This window comes from Vibrio mytili (assembly GCF_049563345.1).
GTDB classification, from domain to species: Bacteria; Pseudomonadota; Gammaproteobacteria; order Enterobacterales; family Vibrionaceae; genus Vibrio; species Vibrio mytili.
Window position 1 is genome coordinate 883,912 of record NZ_CP110481.1, and the last position, 19,204, is coordinate 903,115.

The 19,204-nt window shown below is 45.4% G+C and carries 18 protein-coding genes; 10 read left to right on the plus strand and 8 right to left on the minus strand.

What is annotated here, in order from left to right; all coding sequences use genetic code 11:
- Positions 1–4 precede the first annotated feature (4 nt).
- Genes ONE56_RS04165 through ONE56_RS04190 form a run of 6 tightly spaced genes read right to left on the minus strand, consistent with a single transcriptional unit; the run spans position 5 to position 3,994 of the window.
- A complete protein-coding gene (locus ONE56_RS04165; RefSeq protein ID WP_423840274.1) occupies positions 5–1,387 on the minus strand; it encodes an AMP-binding protein in 1,383 nt (460 codons plus the stop codon).
- A gap of 4 nt (positions 1,388–1,391) precedes the next feature.
- A complete protein-coding gene (locus ONE56_RS04170; RefSeq protein WP_041154204.1) occupies positions 1,392–1,952 on the minus strand; it encodes a hypothetical protein in 561 nt (186 codons plus the stop codon).
- Positions 1,952–2,209 carry an acyl carrier protein gene (locus tag ONE56_RS04175; protein WP_041154203.1) on the minus strand — a complete coding sequence of 86 codons (258 nt, stop codon included), beginning with the start codon at positions 2,207–2,209 and terminating at the stop codon, positions 1,952–1,954. The genes ONE56_RS04170 and ONE56_RS04175 overlap by 1 nt, the downstream gene beginning before the upstream one ends.
- A 15-nt stretch (positions 2,210–2,224) precedes the next feature.
- Positions 2,225–2,485 (minus strand): phosphopantetheine-binding protein, encoded by a 261-nt coding sequence (locus ONE56_RS04180; protein WP_423840275.1) that lies wholly within the window; start codon positions 2,483–2,485, stop codon positions 2,225–2,227.
- Positions 2,486–2,498: 13 nt separating this feature from the next.
- Positions 2,499–3,266, minus strand: a complete 768-nt coding sequence (locus ONE56_RS04185) for a lysophospholipid acyltransferase family protein (RefSeq protein ID WP_423840276.1) — start codon at positions 3,264–3,266, stop codon at positions 2,499–2,501.
- Positions 3,263–3,994 carry a beta-ketoacyl synthase chain length factor gene (locus ONE56_RS04190; RefSeq protein ID WP_423840277.1) on the minus strand — a complete coding sequence of 244 codons (732 nt, stop codon included), beginning with the start codon at positions 3,992–3,994 and terminating at the stop codon, positions 3,263–3,265. Before ONE56_RS04190 ends, ONE56_RS04185 begins: the two co-directional genes overlap by 4 nt.
- A 71-nt stretch (positions 3,995–4,065) precedes the next feature.
- On the opposite strand from ONE56_RS04190, the gene ONE56_RS04195 reads away from it, so the two are divergent.
- The 3 genes from ONE56_RS04195 to ONE56_RS04205 all read left to right on the plus strand — a co-directional run bounded on the left by ONE56_RS04195 (position 4,066) and on the right by ONE56_RS04205 (position 6,878).
- Positions 4,066–4,458 carry a hypothetical protein gene (locus tag ONE56_RS04195; RefSeq protein ID WP_423840278.1) on the plus strand — a complete coding sequence of 131 codons (393 nt, stop codon included), beginning with the start codon at positions 4,066–4,068 and terminating at the stop codon, positions 4,456–4,458.
- A 102-nt stretch (positions 4,459–4,560) separates the two neighbouring features.
- Positions 4,561–5,631: a methyltransferase gene (locus tag ONE56_RS04200; protein WP_423840279.1), complete on the plus strand. Its 1,071-nt coding sequence runs from the start codon at positions 4,561–4,563 to the stop codon at positions 5,629–5,631.
- Between the two features lie 5 nt (positions 5,632–5,636).
- On the plus strand, positions 5,637–6,878 hold the full coding sequence (locus ONE56_RS04205) for an NAD(P)/FAD-dependent oxidoreductase (RefSeq protein WP_331438137.1): 1,242 nt from the start codon (positions 5,637–5,639) through the stop codon (positions 6,876–6,878).
- Positions 6,879–6,975: 97 nt separating this feature from the next.
- Here the strand turns inward: ONE56_RS04205 and ONE56_RS04210 are convergent, their stop codons facing one another.
- Positions 6,976–8,301, minus strand: a complete 1,326-nt coding sequence (locus ONE56_RS04210; RefSeq protein ID WP_423840280.1) for a hemolysin family protein — start codon at positions 8,299–8,301, stop codon at positions 6,976–6,978.
- Between the two features lie 138 nt (positions 8,302–8,439).
- Between ONE56_RS04210 and ONE56_RS04215 the strand changes: the two genes are divergently transcribed.
- On the plus strand, positions 8,440–9,672 hold the full coding sequence (locus tag ONE56_RS04215; RefSeq protein WP_423840281.1) for a DEAD/DEAH box helicase: 1,233 nt from the start codon (positions 8,440–8,442) through the stop codon (positions 9,670–9,672).
- Positions 9,673–9,787: 115 nt separating this feature from the next.
- Here the strand turns inward: ONE56_RS04215 and ONE56_RS04220 are convergent, their stop codons facing one another.
- Entirely contained in the window at positions 9,788–11,392 is a 1,605-nt protein-coding gene (locus ONE56_RS04220) for a BCCT family transporter (protein ID WP_041154197.1), read from the minus strand.
- A gap of 386 nt (positions 11,393–11,778) precedes the next feature.
- On the opposite strand from ONE56_RS04220, the gene ONE56_RS04225 reads away from it, so the two are divergent.
- The 6 genes from ONE56_RS04225 to ONE56_RS04250 all read left to right on the plus strand — a co-directional run bounded on the left by ONE56_RS04225 (position 11,779) and on the right by ONE56_RS04250 (position 19,200).
- Positions 11,779–12,441 carry a potassium channel family protein gene (locus ONE56_RS04225; protein WP_041154196.1) on the plus strand — a complete coding sequence of 221 codons (663 nt, stop codon included), beginning with the start codon at positions 11,779–11,781 and terminating at the stop codon, positions 12,439–12,441.
- On the plus strand, positions 12,438–13,805 hold the full coding sequence (locus tag ONE56_RS04230) for a TrkH family potassium uptake protein (RefSeq protein ID WP_423840282.1): 1,368 nt from the start codon (positions 12,438–12,440) through the stop codon (positions 13,803–13,805). Before ONE56_RS04225 ends, ONE56_RS04230 begins: the two co-directional genes overlap by 4 nt.
- Positions 13,806–14,023: 218 nt before the next feature.
- Positions 14,024–15,493, plus strand: a complete 1,470-nt coding sequence (locus tag ONE56_RS04235) for a protein adenylyltransferase SelO (protein WP_423840283.1) — start codon at positions 14,024–14,026, stop codon at positions 15,491–15,493.
- 141 nt (positions 15,494–15,634) lie between these two features.
- Complete coding sequence (locus tag ONE56_RS04240; RefSeq protein ID WP_423840284.1) at positions 15,635–16,357, plus strand: response regulator; 723 nt, start codon at positions 15,635–15,637, stop codon at positions 16,355–16,357.
- A gap of 14 nt (positions 16,358–16,371) precedes the next feature.
- Positions 16,372–17,808: an ATP-binding protein gene (locus ONE56_RS04245; protein WP_423840489.1), complete on the plus strand. Its 1,437-nt coding sequence runs from the start codon at positions 16,372–16,374 to the stop codon at positions 17,806–17,808.
- Between the two features lie 144 nt (positions 17,809–17,952).
- Positions 17,953–19,200, plus strand: coding sequence for an ABC transporter substrate-binding protein (locus tag ONE56_RS04250; RefSeq protein WP_041154192.1), 1,248 nt, complete (start codon positions 17,953–17,955; stop codon positions 19,198–19,200).
- The last annotated feature ends 4 nt before the right edge of the window (positions 19,201–19,204 follow it).

A 19,204-nucleotide genomic window follows, 5' to 3' on the forward strand; every position in this document is an offset into this window, starting at 1 on the left:
AGTATTATTGGAATAATTTTTCCATTTCAGCCACTTGGCGTTTGCCCTGGCTATTTAGCGGGATTGCTTTTACCACTCGGTACTTTCTCGGAATCGCAAGAGGTTCTAGCCAGTGACGGAGCGTGTTTCGAAGTTCAATCCAAAACTTACCTTTTCCGAGTTCGTTGAGCTTATGTTCGCCTTCAACGGTAAGAACAATGATAGATACCAAAGAAAGTCGTTGTGAATCTTCAAGGGGAATGACCACGCTTTCTTCAATCCAGGGTAGTTGTTCTAACCGTTTTTCGACTTCAACCAATGAGATGCGTTTTTCTTCCACCTTGACGATTCGATCGGTGCGTCCACGCAATTCAAAGTGAATACTATCATGGAAATAGCACTCGTCTGCGGTTTGGTACCAAGCGTTTTCATCGATGTGTGGAGAGCGAAGTTTTAAACAGTTTTCATGGTTGAGAGCGGCGTCAATGCCGGGGAACAGCGTCCAGGCTGTATTTATTGCATGCTGCTTTCGATAAGCGATGCCGCCGGTTTCGGTGCTGCCAAAGACTTCAATAGGTAATGACCCCAAGTGTTGCTGAGCATGCAGTGCCGCGTGATTAGGCAACGGTCCGCCAGACGAAAAGACACTACGCATATCAACAGAACCATGCTCTGCCGTCATTCGTTTGAGCAACGCAGGGCTGCTGATTAATGTGGTAGTTGAGTCTGTGCGTTGGACAATTTGCTCAGGAAACTCTAGGTTGTAAACAGCAAACGGGCGTGCGGAACACAGTGGCCACAGCACTCGAAAGAGCAGACCGTAAATGTGCTGGTGTGATACGGTACTTTCGACACGCGTGTCTGCAAGGTGTTCTCCCCAAAGTTGGTCGAGAATGGCTACTTCAATATCGAGTTGCTTGAGTGTTTTTGCGATGGCTTTAGGTGTGCCACTGGAGCCTGATGTAAACAGTGTCACTGGCGTCGCGGCCAGGTCCAATTCACGCCAAACAGCAGGGTGTTTATCCTGTTGTGCTCTCAAGGCTTGCACCTTGACTGACAACGTCGTCAGTGTGTCCGGTACGTCAACATCACCATCGTGTAAGACCAAATCATAATGGTCATAAAGTGCTTTTAACGCTTCTGGTTGATAGTTGCCCGGTAACACGATGGATTTCTCAGCGTAAGCGCAAGCCACCAAGCTGACGGAAAACAGATAGCTGTTGCCGAAGCACAACGCGATATCATGCGCTGGCTGGCTTTTAAGCTGTTGTACAAGTGCTGTAACGTGTTGTTGAAAATCACCCCATGTAAAGTGTGTATTGCGATGATACGCGACGGGGGATTGTTCGGACCTTTTCGCTTGCATTAATGCGGCTAAAGATAGTCTGGTAGACGAGGCAGAACTCATTCCGTTAATGATCCTTTCGAACAATTTGACGCACAACCCACTCTGCTGCGAATAAAGTGCCGACAAGTAAATAACTGATTAAACCGTTATAAAGTGTCCAAACTTTGATTGGTTGAAAGCAAGTATAGAGAGCGATAGAGGCATTAAGCGCAAAGAAAACGCACCAAACCACAGTGACGTTGCGCGTGTAGCTGACACCACTTGGAGGAAGTTCGGGTTCTTGTAGCCGAGCTAACCGCTCTATCAGCGATTGCGGCTGTTTTAGGCTTAGAGAAAAGACGCACAACATGCACAAATTCACCGCGACAGGATAAAACGTAAGCAGGCCGTGATCCTTAAATATCAAACCAAGTGTCACGAGAAAAATGCCCACGGCACCACTGGTGAACGCGAGAAATTTGAACTCTTTTAGCGGGGTCTTATTTGCGACAAAGACGCGCAGCAGTAACGCGACTATGAGCAAGCCCCCAACTAAGTTCAGACCAAATCGGTCAATACCGAAGTAAACCGCGAAAGGGTAGGCAAGCAGTACAATTGCAGACAGACCAGTCAGCAATTGGCGCATTAACTTTCCTTAAGTAACTCAGCGACCGCATTGACGACATCGTCGACGGTTCTTACAGCGCTAAATTCAGCAGGCTTGATCTTTTTACCCGTGACATTTTGTAAGTGAACGACAAGATCCACGGCGTCTATGCTGTCTAAATCAAGGTCTTGGTATAAATGCGCGTTTGGCTGAATATCCGCAGCGTCAATTTCAAATAGTTCAACAAGTGCATCTTTAACTTGGTCAAATACTTGATCTTTATTTATATCCGTCATGAAACTACCTACAACTTAAGCCTTGGTTTGAGAAGAAATGTATTTCGCGAGATTGGCGACAGAAGCAAAATGCTCACGTGTGTTTGAGTCGTCGGCGTCAATCACGATGTTGTATTGCTTTTTAATCGCAAGTCCAAGCTCGAGTGCATCAATAGAATCCAAACCCAGTCCGTCTCCAAAAAGGGGAGCTTCGCTTTCAATATCGTCGATGGTTAAATCTTCTAAGTTTAAAGCATTAATAATAAGTTGCTTGATATCGTTGTGTAACTGTTCCACTGGACCCTGCTTATCAATTTGTGTTGTCGGGGAAAATACTATCAGCCAAGTGCTGCTGTACGCGTCTAGCCGCGATCGTAGGGGACGTAGTTTGCTTTATAAAGGGAGCAATCTCAACTTTATCCTTAACTTCTACTTGGAAAAAGGGCTTTTCTGATGGAACTTGATACCATTTTGTTTGTTTTGTCAGAAAATTAGGACTCACTGAGATATGGATAATTCTGATATCTCGTTTTGTCCGTACTGCAATTTGCGCAGCTCCTCGTTGAATTTTTGATTCAACGCCGGGCGTGGTTCTGGTGCCCTCAGGAAAAATGAGCAATACATTGCCAGCGTTAAACCGCTTTTCACACAGAGAGATTAAATCGTCTGGTGTTTCATTGGGTATATATCCCGCGGCTTTTACGATTTGCTTCATGAAAGGGTTAGACCAGATCGCGGATTTCACTAAACAGTCACAACTGGGCAACTGAGAAGCAATTAATACATAATCAATCAAGCTTGGGTGATTGGCGACAATTAAACAGTTGCGATCTCGTCGAAGAATGTCGGCGCCAATAATTTCGTAATCGATCACGCGGCTGAACTTCATGAGTTTACAAAACGTGTTAAAAGCAAACTGTATGGTTTTTTGAACTTTGTATTCGCGCTCGGTTGGATTGGAAACGAAAAATCGTAGGATGGGAATAATGATAAAGCTCAGTAGTAAGCCACCTAAGCCAAATAGCACAAAGCAACAGCCAGTCGCCAATACGCGCCAATATTGATTTAAACGCTTCATTTTTGATGCCATTCCCACGTTTGACGCTGGGCGTTAATATGCCACTGATTGCAATGTGATAGGTAATGTTTCAAAAACGTCAACCCTTGAGGAAGTGGTTCGTGATTATGTGTCGCGACTGATGATGATTTAACAACCTTAATCTCATCACCACTCGACAGAATTAACCCCACACTAAATGCTGGATAATGTTGGTATTCGAACTCGTGGTAAGCATTCGGTAATGGTTCATCAAAGTCCACCAACAATACCTTTTTGCCTGGGTTATCAGCCAAGAATAACCACGCTTCCAAAATCGCACTTTGAAACGTGTTGTCTGATGAAGACACGGAGGTTAACGGAATCGACTGTTTGGTTGCAATTGTCGCCAAACCCGCAGCGGTATTATGAACTGACTGAGAAAACGCCATTGGAGAGGCCACTTCCCCTTGGATAATATCGCTAATGATCCCAAAGCTACGATGAAGTTCACCATGCCGACTGGCAAAGACCAAATAGTCGACTTGGTGGACGTTTAATAACTCGATGGCCGTATTTACTGCTAATTTACTGATGGTGCTCATTCTTCTGCGCATCATTGCGGGAATTAAAGCAGCGTTTATTTTTTCATCAGTTGGCCAGTGGCCATTTATTGCCCACTGTTTCCAGTCATCAATTTCTGATAAACCAGCTGAATTTGCTTTCCATGCATCAATATTGAAGGATAATGTTAACTGAGAGTTTGGCATAATTGATTAAATTGTTTATTTTAAGGCGCAATACAGTAAAATTTTTCAAAGTTATTATTAAAGGATTCAACATGGCGCGCTTTAAGTGGTTTATTCCGTTGCTCTTTACGTTATTTGTTGTTGGGTGTGCTCGTGTCGAGCCAGTCAGAAATATTGAGAATACTCCAGTTATTTATGATCTTCAAAGTTATCAAGTCAAGCTGGCTATTACGCAGGCTGCCAGTCATCGCGGCTGGCAGATTGAAGAAGTCAGCCCAGGCGTCCTGTTAGCTAAAATCAACGTTCGTGATCACTATGCAGAAGTGAAAATTCCGTACAGCGATAAATATTACTCAATTCTTTACGTGAACTCTTTCAATCTTGATGCGGCGGGTGGCAATATTCATCGTAATTATAATGGTTGGGTGCGTAATCTAAATATGGATACACAGCGACTTCTAGCAATGATGGCGGGTCAGCCGTAAAATAGTGTCATAAAACTTCAGGATGCAGAATGTTGTTTTTTGCGCAAAGCTCTGCATTTTGAAGTTATTTGAATATTTTATTTCCAGTAGCTAGGTCCAATAGTGCCAAATCAAAAACAAGATCCTTTCAACGCCCTTGAGGCGAAAACAGAAGCGCAAAAATTATCGTTCGCTCCCATCGTCTTCCACACTGCCAGAACGCTGAGAGACTTAGGTATTTTAACCGCACTTGATGAAGCGGGCGCTGAGGGCATGAGTGCCGTCAACATTGCTGAAAAAACGGGCGTCTCTGAGTACGGGGTTAAAGTGTTGCTGGATATGGCGGTCAGTGCACATATTGTCTTATGGGATAAACCAAATTATTCCCTAGCAAACTTAGGATTTTACTTGTTGTATGATGGCATGACGCAAGCCAATATGGATTTTACCGCTGACGTTTGCTATGCCGCGATGATGCATTTGACCCAAGCCATCAAAGAAGGCAAGCCCGCGGGATTAAAAGAGTTGGGTGAATGGGAAACCATTTACCAAGGGCTTTCTTCTTTGCCTGAGCAAGCCAAACAAAGTTGGTTTAAGTTTGACCACTTTTATTCCGACCGTTCTTTCCCACTATTACTTCAAGAAGTCTTTGCAGGTAAGCCAAAACATATCGTTGATATTGGTGGCAATACCGGTAAATGGTCAATGCAGTGTTGCTGCCATGATCCTGATGTTCAGGTCACGATTGTCGATCTGCCACAACAATTAGACACTGCCATGGCAAATGTCGCTGAACATCAACTCAGTGACCGGATCAAGCCGTATCCTGCGAACATGCTGGATAAGAGCCAAACCTTACCTGAACAAGCGGATATCTGGTGGATGAGCCAGTTTTTGGATTGTTTTTCTCCGATAGAGATTTTAAACATTCTGAAGAAAGTAAAAGCACAGTTGACGCCAGGAGATACAATTTACGTGCTTGAGTTGTTCTGGGATGCACAAAAGTATGAAGGTGCCTCCTACAGCCTCAATGCGACGTCTCTTTACTTTACGTGTTTAGCGAATGGCAACAGCCGTTTTTATCGCAGTGATGACTTTCTTGAAGTCGTCGAAGCAGCAGGGTTGGAGGTCATTGAAAGAACCGATGACATTGGCCTTGGTCATACACTATTAAAACTACAAGCAAGCCAATAAATAGAATGAAATCAGAGCGTAAACAGGTAGTCGTTGTTGGTGCGGGGCCGTCAGGGTCGACCGTTGCCGCATTATTGAAGGGGCGAGGGGTGGACGTTGTCGTGATAGAAAAGGCGACGTTTCCGCGATTTTCTATCGGTGAGAGCTTGTTACCTGCCTGTATGGAAGTTATTGAACAAGCTGGAATGCTGGATGCGGTAACCCAATTTGGCTTTCAGTACAAAGATGGTGCAGCTTTTCGTCGCAAAGGCATCTATACCCAATTTAACTTTGAAGACAAGTTCACTGATGGCCCGGGGACGACATTTCAGGTTCAACGTGGCAATTTCGATAAAGTATTGGCGGACAGTGCAGCGGAGCAGGGTGTAGAGATTCGTTATCAGCACGAGCTGCAAAGTATGACGTTAGACGATAACCAGTCACGATTAACCGTGATTGGCCCAGGGCAGAATACTTATCAAATTGAAGCGGATTTTGTACTCGATGCGAGCGGCTTTGGTCGCGTTTTGCCTCGATTACTCGGCCTTGAAGAACCCTCCTGTTTGCCGCCGAGAGCAGCCATTTTTACTCATATCAAAGACAATATCTCACCGTCAGAAATAGAATACGACCGCAACAAGATCCTTATCTCTGTTCATCCGGATAATCAAGATGTCTGGTATTGGCTCATTCCATTTTCTAACGGCACCTGTTCACTCGGTGTGGTAGGAGAGCCTGAATTTTTTGATAAGTATCCCACTGACAAGATTGCTGCATTGAAACAGTTGGCAAATGAGGAAGCTGGATTAGCTTCTTTATTACGTCATGCGGAGTACCCTAATCAAGCAGGGGAGCTCGGTGGGTATTCTGCAAACGTTAAACAGCTGGCGACAGAAAAGTATGCCTTGCTTGGTAACGCGGGGGAGTTTTTAGATCCGGTTTTTTCATCGGGCGTGACGATTGCGATGAAGTCGGCTGAGTTTGCCGCCGATTGTGTGGTTCGCCAGTTAAAGGGAGACGCGGTGGACTGGCAAGCTGAATACGCTGAGCGATTGATGATAGGAGTGAATACTTTCCGCACCTACGTAGAAGGTTGGTACAACGGCACGTTGCAAGATGTGATTTTCTACCAAAGCCCTAATCCACGTATCAAGCAGATGATCAGTTCAATCCTTGCCGGTTACGCATGGGATACCGAGAACCCTTACGTTAAACATAGTGAACAACGTTTATCAACCTTGGCGGAGTTCGTTCGGCAATCGGAGTGAACCCCATTCTTGGCCGCTGTATTTCATCGCCCCTCTGCTCATCAGTGGGGCGTTTTTATTCAAGTATCTGTATCAATGCAGCCCCCGATATTGGTGGTTAATCTTCGTCGCTGTGTTCTACCGCCTGTGGCTTCGTTATGGTCTCTAACGGCGAGATCTTCACTTGGATGATGCGGTTGCTTTTTACCCGCAGTACTTCGAAGCGCCAGTTTTGATAGTCGATGGTTTCGCCTTGTTCAGGTACGCGACCCAGATGGCAGGTAAGGAAGCCGTTGAGCGTCTGGAAACCTTCACTTGCTTCCCCTTCAATAGTGGTGAGTGCCAGCTTATTTTTGAGCTCGTTGATTGGAATTAAGGCATTCATCAGCCAGGTGCCATCTTTTTGCTGCTTAGCCCATAACTGTTGAGATTCCATACCCAGTTCACCAGCAATAGATTTAAGTAGATCGTACAAGGTGACCAAGCCCTGTACATCGCCGTATTCGTCAACCACAAAGACCATCTCTGCACTGGTTTGCTGCATATAGTTGAGCAGAGGTAACCCTTTCAACGATTCCGGTACAAATCGCGGTTGTTTGAGTTGTTTAGACAGGCGTTCAAACGACAGATTGTCATACTCATCCAACAGTACTTTAGATGAAATAGTGCCAATGATGTTATCCAAGCTACCTCTGCATACTGGCCATACAGAATGTTGGGTTTGACGTAGGTTGAGCAGAGTATCCTCAATTGGAAGGTCGGAATCGAGATAGTGAATACTGCTGCGTGGTGTCATCAAGGAAAGCGCGGGACGGTCATTCAGGTGAAGTAGATTGTGAATCATGAGTTGTTCTTGCGGTTCAATGGCTCCAGACTCTGATCCTTCGGTGACGATCGCAACAATGTCATCTTCAGTTATGGTGTCGCCGTTACTTTCATTTTGCTTTATTAGCCGTAACAGGGAGTTGGTGGTAAATGTTAATAGAAACACGAATGGCTTGGTGAGCTTCGCCAACCAATGAATCGGATAGGCAGCGTTGATGGCAATAGTTTCAGCGTTATTCTGTGCAATACGTTTTGGCACCAACTCACCGATGACAATGGCAAAATAGGTGATGAGCAAAACGATGCTAAAGGTGGCGATCACACTGGCCACTTCTTGGTCGATGCCTTGTTCATTCAGCCAACTTGCAAACGGGACGGAAAGGGTTGCCTCGCCAAAAATACCACTTAACAGACCAATCACGGTGATGCCGATTTGAATCGTCGATAAGAACTGCGTAGGGTTATTTTTCAGGTCGAGCGCGAGGGCTGCACGGCGGCTGTTGTTTGCCATCATTTTGAGTCGGCTCGTCTTGGCAGCGACAAGCGCTAATTCTGACATGGCGAACAGACCATTTAGCACGATTAAGGCGATCAAGCCTAGTAGCAGCAAAATATCCATGAAACCTTCTAGTCAAATCATCAATGTTGAATATATTCAAAGGATAGGTGGTCGTCCTTTATTGTGCCGACTATTCCTTCTGTCACTTAATCAGGATTCTGATACACTACGCGCCCAATCCTCTGTTGAGACGTTACTATGCCATTTTCTAAGCTTGGTTTGAGCGCACCGATCACTGAAGCTGTGACTGCGCTTGGTTATGAAAAACCGACTTCTATCCAACAAAAAGCCATTCCAATTGTGTTGCGCGGCAGTAACTTGATCGCAGCAGCGCAAACCGGGACAGGTAAAACGGCCAGCTTTGTTTTGCCTATTTTAGAAAAGCTGAGCCAAGGTGAAACGCAGCGGAAAAAGCGTGCACGCGCCGTGATTCTTACCCCGACCCGTGAGCTTGCGCTTCAGGTTCATCAGAGTATTGAAGCGTATAGTAAGAATTTATCTCTACGGTCCATGGCCATGTTTGGCGGTGTTGATTATGCGCCACAAAAACAAGCCTTGATTGACGGAGTCGATATCGTGGTCAGCACGCCAGGTCGATTGATCGATCTGTATGGACAACGCGCCATTCACTTTGATGAAGTAGAAGTTCTGGTCTTGGACGAAGCCGACAAGATGCTTGATATGGGGTTCATTGATTCAATCGATAAGATCGTTGACTGCATGCCACAAGAGGTACAGAGCTTATTGTTCTCTGCGACTCTGTCGAATCCAGTTCGTGACTTAGCGAAGAACGCGATTGTTGATCCGGAAGAAATTGCCATTGCTAAGCACAGTGCATCGAAATCCAACATCAAACAATGGATCACCACCGTAGATAAAGACATGAAATCGTCTTTGCTCAGCCACATGCTAAAAGAGAATGACTGGTCACAAGTGTTGGTGTTTATTGAGACTAAGCACGGCGCAGCTAAGCTGGTTAGCCAATTAGAAAAGCGCGGTATTGTTGCTGAAGCTTTCCATAGTGGACGTAACCAGCGCGTTCGACAGGAGCTCATCGAGAAGTTTAAAGCTGGTGAAATCCAGTACCTAGTCGCAACAGGCGTTGCCGCGCGCGGTATCGATATCGACAATTTGCCAGTGGTGATTAACTATGATTTGCCATTCCCAGCCGATGAATATGTCCACCGAATTGGACGTACAGGCCGTGCGGGTGCCCAAGGTGAAGCGATTTCTTTAGTATCGAAAGATGACTTTAAAAATCTATGTATGATTGAAAGTCGTTTGGGTCATTTGCTTGAACGCGTTGAAATCGAAGGCTTTGCCCCAAGAAAACCGGTACCGATTTCGATTCTAAATTACGTACCGAAGAATAAACGCAAGCCACAAGATAAATCACGCCATAATACGGATAGAAATAGCGCGTCAAATTAGTTGTCTTGATATACCTTGAGCGTACTCATATCTAGAGTGTAAGTATAAAAACAAGCCGCATCATAACGATGCGGCTTGTTCGATTTTGATACTGGTATAGCTTAGCACCAAACCATTATCGCGCTTTTACGGTTACTTGCTGTTTAATAAACTCGGGTTCTGTTCGCATACCCATGATCAAACTGACACACATCACCAACAGAATAATGGTGAATGGCAGGCCAGTCGAAATAGCACCAGCTTGCAGTGCTTGTACGGCTTCCGTACCACCAACCCAAAGTAGAACCGCGGCAATCGCCCCTTCGATTGAAGCCCAGAAGATTCGTTGCGGCACCGGTGCGTCCAATTTACCGCCCGCTGTAATGCTATCAACGACAAGCGATGCTGAGTCTGACGAAGTGATAAAGAAGACCATGATCAACACAATAGAGACGGTTGATAGTATGGTGCTCATTGGCATGGCTTCATACGTATAGAAAAGTGAAAGCGTAATATCGCTTAGACCATTTGTGCCCAGCTCTCCCACTTTATTGATCACTTGATCAATAGCTAAGCCACCAAACGCAGACATCCAAATTAGTGTGATGGTGGTTGGAATAATGATCACTGCTGTCAAAAATTCACGAACGGTACGGCCTTTAGAAACACGCGCAATAAACATACCGACACATGGGGACCAAGAAATCCACCAAGCCCAATAGAATACTGTCCAACCATGCATCCAAGCTTGGTCTTCACGACCAAATGGGTTACTCAGAGGAATGATGTTTTCGATGTAACCCATTAACGTTGTTGGTAGTGAGCTTAACGCTACTGTTAATCCAGCAAGGATAACAAATATCAGCAAGGCGAATGCAATCCCCAAGTTGAGGTTACTCAGCACTTTTACACCACCATCGATTCCGCGTACTACGGAGATGATCGCCAACGTGGTAACAAAAGCGATCACTGCCATTTGCATGCCAGTTCCCCCTTCGATGCCCAATACGTGGCCAATACCACTGGCGGCTTGTTGTGCGCCAAGGCCCAATGAGGTGGCTAAGCCAAACAGTGTGGCGATTACGGCCAGAATATCAATGACGTGGCCAAACGCTCCCCATGTCCGATCACCGAGGATAGGATAAAACACAGAGCGCATTGATAGGGGAAGACCTTTGTTATACGCAAAGAAGGCCATGGACAGAGCAACGACCGCATAGATTGCCCAAGGGTGAAGACCCCAGTGGAACATGGTTGCGCCCAACGCCAGTTGCTTTGCTTCTGGCGTAAAAGGTGTCACGTTAAGTGGCGTTTCATACCAACCAGTGAAGTAAGCGACAGGTTCTGCTACCCCCCAAAACATCAGACCGATCCCCATACCTGCGGCAAACAGCATGGCTATCCACGATAAGTTGGAGTGCTCTGGCGTTGCGTCTGCACCACCGATTCGGATTTTTCCAAATGGAGAAAAAATCAGAACAATACAGAATATTAAAAAGGCATTACCCGCCAGCATAAACAAGTCATCGAAGGTATTGATGATTTGCCATTTTATTCCGTCAAGTCCTGCTTTTGCTGTGGCTGGATCAACCATCAGTAACGCAACTAGGAAAAGAATGATCAAACCAGCACTTGCACCAAAAACAGGGTTATGAACATCAAAACCCCACTTTTGCACATTGTCTTGTCCGACCGTGTAGTCAGTATTCTCTATACTGTACTTATCATTGTTTGTAGACATTATCCCTCTCAAACTGCTTAGAGTACAAATCAATTTGTCGGCGCAAACTATACCAGAATATAACTCATGTAGGTGATTTTGTGATGTTTGTCTTAATTTTGATAATGTTTATGCCCAAAAAATGCAATGAGCACGAAATATATGCTTTGTGTCGAGCGCTGTTTAATTGAGGTGGTTTGCCGTTAAATTCGCGAAGTAATTAAGAAGGAAGTACGAACGAAATTATCTTAGTATTTCTGGAAAATATTGATTTATGTCATATGGTTATTGGTGCAAACTCAGATGATAAGTAAGTCTTTGCTTAATTTCTCGTTGTTGAGTTTGCACTGAACACAGAATAAGCGCAAAATTTCGCTCCTGCTATTAAATGCATAAATGAGGCACAAATGAAAACGGGTGATAAACAATTCGCTGTGATTGGTCTGGGTCGATTTGGTATGGCGGTATGTCAAGAGCTGCAAGATGCAGGCTCAGAAGTCTTAGCTGTCGATATCGATGAAGATAAAGTCAAACAAGCCGCTGGATTTGCCAGTCAGGCTATCGTAGCAAACTGTACCCACGAAGAAACCGTCGCAGAGCTGAAGCTTGATGATTACAACATGGTGATGATTGCGATAGGCACCGATGTTAACGCCAGTATTCTTGCTACCTTGATTGCGAAAGAAGCAGGGGTCAGATCGATTTGGGTAAAAGCGAACGATCGATTTCAAGCTCGGGTTCTGCAAAAGGTTGGGGCTGACCATGTGATCATGCCAGAACGCGACATGGGAATACGTGTTGCGCGTAAAATGCTTGACCGACGTGTCCTCGACTTTCACCCATTAGGCAGTGGCCTTGCCATGACCGAGTTTGTCATAGGATCAAAATGGATGGGCAAAACATTAGGCGATCTTGCGTTGTGCAAAGTGGAAGGTGTGCAGGTTTTAGGCTTTAAACGTGGACCACAAATCATCAAAGCACCAGAATTGGATGCTCAGTTAGAAATTGGTGACCTCATTATTGTCGTAGGTCCTCAGGATATGCTTGCCAATAAACTAAAATCACTATGAATCAATTTCACCAGAAGGGCGTGTTTTACGTCCCAGATAATAAACGAGAAAAAGCGAAGGGCAGTGAGCCTAAAATAATCTTAGTGAGCTTTCTCGGTGTATTACTGCCTTCTGCAATTTTGCTGACGTTGCCGGTCTTTTCGGTTTCTGGCTTGTCGATAACCGATGCTTTGTTTACCGCGACGTCCGCAATCAGTGTAACGGGTTTAGGTGTTGTGGATACTGGTCAACACTTTACTTTGGCCGGTAAAATACTCTTGATGTTCCTGATGCAAATCGGCGGTTTAGGACAGATGACCCTGTCGGCGGTATTGCTATATATGTTTGGGGTTCGGATCAGCTTGCGTCAACAAGCGTTAGCGAAAGATGCGCTAGGCCAAGATCGTCATGTGAATCTCAATAAACTGGTCAAAAAAATAATTGTCTTTGCACTGGTTGCAGAAACAATAGGCTTCATTTTTCTCTGTTTTCGTTGGGTCCCGGACATGGGATGGGAAACGGGCATGTTCTACGCATTATTCCATTCCATTTCTGCTTTTAATAACGCCGGCTTTGCTTTGTTTTCTGACAGTATGATGAGCTTTGTGGATGATCCTGTCGTTATCTTCACCCTGGCTGGGCTGTTTATTTTTGGTGGTTTGGGTTTTACGGTTGTCGGTGATATTTGGCTCAACTGGCGCAGAGGGTTCAGAGCGCTACAGCTTCACACTAAAATCATGTTGGTTGCGACCCCGTCGTTACTTTTGTTCGGCACTGTGCTGTTTTGGCTGTTAGAAAGAAGCAATACCGACACAATGGCGCTATTGCCAGAATCCGGACAATGGCTTGCTGCATTTTTCCAATCAGCCAGTGCTCGAACCGCGGGTTTTAATAGTGTGGATTTGGCGTTATTCACCCAGCCCGCACTGCTGATCATGATTATCTTGATGTTGATTGGCGCAGGCTCTACTTCCACGGGTGGTGGTATTAAGGTTTCGACCTTTGCTGTGGCATTTATGGCGACTTGGGCGTTTCTAACTCAGAAAAAACACATTGTGATGTTTAAGAGAACCGTTAACTGGCCAACAGTAACTAAGTCACTCGCGATTATTGTGGTTAGTGGCGCGATTCTTACTACCGCGATGTTTTTGTTGATGCTGACGGAAAATGCGCCATTCGATAAAATTTTGTTTGAGACGATTTCTGCTTTTGCTACGGTAGGCTTAACCGCTGGACTTACTGCGGAGCTATCGGAGCCGGGCAAATACATCATGATTGTGGTAATGATCATCGGTCGTATCGGCCCACTGACTTTGGCTTATATGCTTGCTCGTCCAGAACCTACTCTGATTAAGTACCCAGAAGATACGGTATTGACCGGTTGATTTATAAGAGAAACATCAGAACCTTGCTTTTAGCGTTTAGTTAGAAACGTCGTCACTAATACTAATCTCGCTTTTGACGTAAGCCACTCGTTTCGAGTGGCTTATTTGTTTCCGAGCGATAGAAGCAGTAAATACCCATGTTTAATTCATGGCTGAATGACAATTGGGATAAGACGTATACTGACTAATAGTTAGTCTTTTTAGATAAGGAACCCAACATGTCCATTTGGCAAGGGGTCAATTTCACCCATCGTTACAGCCAACTGCCTTCGGCGTTTTTCACTTTCATAGAGCCACAGCCGCTACAGAATACACAGTGGGTGGTTTGGAATGGTGATTTCGCACAGCAGTTTGGTTTGCCATCTTCGCCTGATGAAGCGTTACTCAACGCTTTTTCCGGACAAGCTAACGTTGAGGAATTTCGTCCATTAGCAATGAAATATGCTGGGCACCAATTTGGCGTTTATAACCCTGACCTTGGTGATGGACGAGGACTACTCCTTGCCGAAATTCAACATCAGAACGGTTCGTGGTTTGACGTCCATTTAAAAGGCGCAGGACTAACCCCGTATTCGCGTATGGGCGATGGTAGAGCGGTGCTTCGCTCGACGATTCGTGAGTATCTATGCAGCGAAGCCATGGCTGGGTTGGGTATTGCGACGACTCGTGCGCTAGGCATGATGGTCAGTGATACGCCCGTATACCGAGAGAAAACCGAACAGGGTGCGCTATTGATCCGTATGACGGAGACGCATATTCGTTTTGGTCACTTTGAACACTTTTTTTACACCAATCAACTTGCCGAACAACAGTTACTCGCTGACAAAGTGATTGAGTGGCTCTTCCCGGAATGCTCTCAAGCCGAGCAGCCTTACGCTGCGATGTTTGCGGCCATTGTGGAAAAAACCGCGGATATGATTGCACAGTGGCAGGCGGTTGGGTTTGCCCATGGAGTAATGAATACCGACAACATGTCGATTCTTGGTCAAACCTTCGATTACGGACCATTTGGCTTCCTCGACGACTATGATCCGAGTTATATCTGCAACCACTCCGACTACCAAGGTCGTTATGCATTTGATCAGCAGCCGAGAATTGCATTGTGGAATTTGTCTGCGCTGGCTCATGCTTTGTCTCCACTGGTGGAACGTTCAGATCTCGAGGCTGCTCTAAGTCAATTTGAAGTCCGTTTAAGTCAACAATTCAGTCGTTTGATGCGTAACAAACTGGGTTTAAAAACCAAAATAAAAGAAGATGCGCGTTTGTTTGAGTCGATGTTTGAGTTGCTTAATCAGAACAAAGCAGATTATACCCGTTTCTTCCGCGCGCTCTCCAATTTAGACAGCAAGCCACCTCAAGAAGTGACCGATTTATTTATAGATAGGGAAGCGGCGCAAGCTTGGCTAGATCTCTATCTGGCGCGATGTGAATTGGAAGTGGATGACGTTGGTCGACAAATCACGCCGGAGCAACGGTGCGAACGAATGCGCAGTGCAAACCCTAAGTACATTCTCAGAAATTACCTCGCGCAGATCGCTATTGATAAAGCTGAAGAAGGGGACTTTACTGAAGTCCATCGTTTGGCCGCGTTACTCCGTAGACCTTACGACTCGCAACCTGAATATGAGGAATACGCCAAGTTGCCACCAGACTGGGGTAAAAAAATGGAAATCAGTTGCTCATCGTGACAGGTTGATGCAAAAATTTGTTAACAAGATGTGATATTGATCCGCAAGGGGTTCAAACTATTAAAAATATTTGTTAATCGGGTTCGCTTTGAGGAATTACACTGGCGCTAGATCAAGTTTGGTAATACGTTGGGTGGAAAAATGTCAGCGAAAGTTCTCGTCGTGGATGATGATCAAGAAATTTGTGAATTACTGCAGGAGTACTTGACGAAGCAAGGCTATATCGTCAATACCGTCAATGAAGGCGTTCAAATGCATTCTTACCTTGAGCAACATGGTTATCCCGATCTTATTTTGCTTGATGTGATGCTACCTGGTGAAGATGGTTTCTCGTTGTGTCAGTCAGTTCGGCGGACATCGTCAGTACCAATTATCATGTTAACGGCCGTCTCAGACGATACCGATCAGATCATCGGCTTAGAAATTGGTGCGGATGATTACTTGGCTAAGCCGTTCAATCCTCGTCACCTGAATGCGCGTATTAAAGCGGTGTTACGCCGTATTAACGTGACCAAAGAAGAGAAGGTCGGCCCGATAACCTCCCGACCAATTCGCTTTGGTGACTGGCTACTGGATACCTTGTCTCACCGCATCACTCACCAAGAAACTCAGCAGTCTCACGATTTATCGGGCAGCGACTTTTCGTTGCTTATGCTCTTCCTAGAACGGCCTAATCAGATATTGGACAGAGACACCATCTCTATCGCTACGCGGGGGCGGGAAGCGCTGCCGTTTGAGCGAGGGATTGATGTGCAGCTTAGTCGTCTGCGTCAACGTCTTGGTGAAAGTGCCCAGTACCCGCATTATATTAAAACGATGCGTGGTAATGGCTACCTACTTGCTGTACCAGTCAGTTATGAGTAACTCTGGGGGCACTTATAAAACGCTTTAAATTTAACTCGCTGGTCAATCGCACCTTAGGTTTAACCTTGTTAGCCGTTATCCTTGCCCAGGGAGTGGCAACGACGATCTGGTATACAGAGTCGAAACAAAAGGAATTGGCAGGGATACGTGATGCCTCTCAGAGCATGGCAAATATGTTCGCTTCAACGGTGACATTTTTTCAATCGTTGCCAGTCGGCTATCGCCACATTGTGCTTGATCAGATTCGCAATATGGGTGGCACTCGGTTTTTTGTGTCTTTCAATAGAGAGGCGTTGATTGTTGAGCCGTTCAAAGATACACCGCTAAAGTTAGCATCAATTAAAGCGGTAGAAGAGGTACTCAGCAAGAAACTCCCCAAAGTGGATTCCATTCTGGTTGATTTCTCATTGCCTGAAAACTTACGCTTACTCAAAAATGATATCTATCTTAATGACCTACCTAGATCTTGGGCGCACCATACTTTAACGTTAAGTCCGATAGATCCGCCCGTTTTAGTCGTGCAACTCGAGTTAGCCAAAGGTGAGTGGCTTTACATTGCAGCCTTGCTACCTGCACCCTACGTGAATCTTGATGATACGTTAATTGGCCGGGAGCAGATTTTGTTTTTGATATTCTCCACCACGATTTTGTTGATGCTCACTTACTTGTTGATGAAAAGACAGGTTAAGCCGTTGAAGCGACTTGCACAGGCGGCCAATGAAATGAGTATGGACGTCGAACAGGCACCGCTCAAAGAAGAGGGGGCCAGCGAGTTGGTGACTGCAACAAGGGCTTTTAACCGGATGCAGCAACGAATTCGCCATTACATTTCTGATCGGGAGCAGTTATTTTCCTCAATCTCCCACGATCTAAAAACACCGATTACACGCCTTAGACTCCGCGCTGAGTTATTAGAAAGCGATGTCAAACGCGAAAAGTTTAATCGTGATTTGGATGACTTAGAAATGATGGTGAAGGGAGCACTGCAAACGGTACGAGATACCGAACTTCACGAAAATACGGCTTATGTCGATTTAAATGAGGTGATTACGAGCGTCATTGAGCCTTATAACCAGCCGCAAGAGCGTGTGAAGTTTACTCCTAATCCAATCGAACCTATCGTGGCAAAACCACTTGCGATAAAACGCGTCATCGGCAATTTGGTAGAAAATGCCGTGAAGTATGGTGATACAGCTGAGATAACGCTTCAACGTCTTGATACTGGGATTACCATTGAGATTTGTGATCATGGCCCCGGTATTCCTGAGGACCAATTAGAGCTGGTCTTTGAGCCCTATTATCGACTGGCTGATGATGGGCAAGGACATGGTTTGGGGCTTGGCATATGCCGTAATATTGTTTGTGGACATGGTGGAGATCTCATAATTGATAACTTGCCTAATAGCGGACTCAGGGCGCAAGTGTTTGTTTCTAGTATAAATAATATTTAATGTAACCAGGTTGTTACATTGAGGTTACTATTTGTTTCAATAAAAATCTTTCTGTTGGATAGACTGAACAAAGGTTAAAGCAAGAACGCTTGAGGTCATTGAGTTGTTGACCTGAATGTCTAATCCAATACACGGAAGATAATAATGAAATTACATAAAACCCTACTGACTCTCTCTCTACTATCTGCGGCAAACTTTGCGAACGCTGGTGAAGTTGAAGTGCTTCACTGGTGGACGGCTGGTGGCGAGGCAAAATCCGCTGCAGTGCTAAAAGAAATGCTCGAAAAGCAAAATCATACCTGGAAAGACTTTGCGGTTGCTGGCGGCGGTGGTGAGTCTGCGATGACCGTTCTTAAAACACGAGCGGTGTCAGGTAACCCACCATCAGCAGCTCAAATTAAAGGTCACGATATTCAAGAGTGGGGTGGACTGGGCTTCCTAACTTCGCTTGATAGTACCGCGAAGCAAGAACACTGGGATGACATCCTACCTTCCGTTGTTAGCAAAGTAATGAAGTTTGACAATGAATATGTAGCGGTTCCAGTCAATGTTCACCGCGTTAACTGGCTTTGGGCGAACCCGGAAGTTCTGAACAAAGCGGGCGTTGAAGTGCCGACTACGTTGGATGAGTTTTTTGCCGCTGCGGAAAAAATCAAAGCAGCAGGCTTCATCCCACTTGCTCACGGTGGACAGCCTTGGCAAGACGCGACCGTTTTTGAAGCGGTAGCACTTGATGTATTAGGTAGCGAAGATTACAACAAAGCCTTTGTTGACCTGGATATGGACGTGTTGTCTGGCGACAAAATGGTGGAAGTGTTCACCAAGTTTAAGAAGATTCATGATTACATTGATGCTAACTCTCCAGGACGTGACTGGAATGTTGCGACGTCTATGGTGATTAACGGTGAAGCAGCGATGCAAATCATGGGTGACTGGGCGAAAGGCGAGTTTACCGCCGCGGGCAAAAAGCCAGGTGAAGATTATATTTGCGCTCCAGCGCCGGGAACGGCAGGACAGTTCACTTTCAATATCGATAGTTTTGCCTTCTTTGAGTTGAGTGACGAAGAGAATAAAAAAGCTCAGCAAGACTTAGCGCGCACTATCTTGACCAAAGAATTCCAAGAGGTGTTTAACTTAAATAAAGGCTCAATTCCTGTCCGTTTGGATATGGATATGGCGAAATTTGACCAATGTGCCTTGGACTCAATGGAAACCTTTAAAGCAAGCGCTAAGTCAGGTGATCTTGTGCCGAGTATGGCTCATGGTCTGGCAACAACAAGCTATGCGCAAGGTGCCATCTATGATGTTGTAACGAACTTCTTCAACGACGCTAAAGCGGATCCTAAAGAAGCTGCACAGAAACTAGCGAAGGCAGTGAAAGCAGCGATCTAGTTCA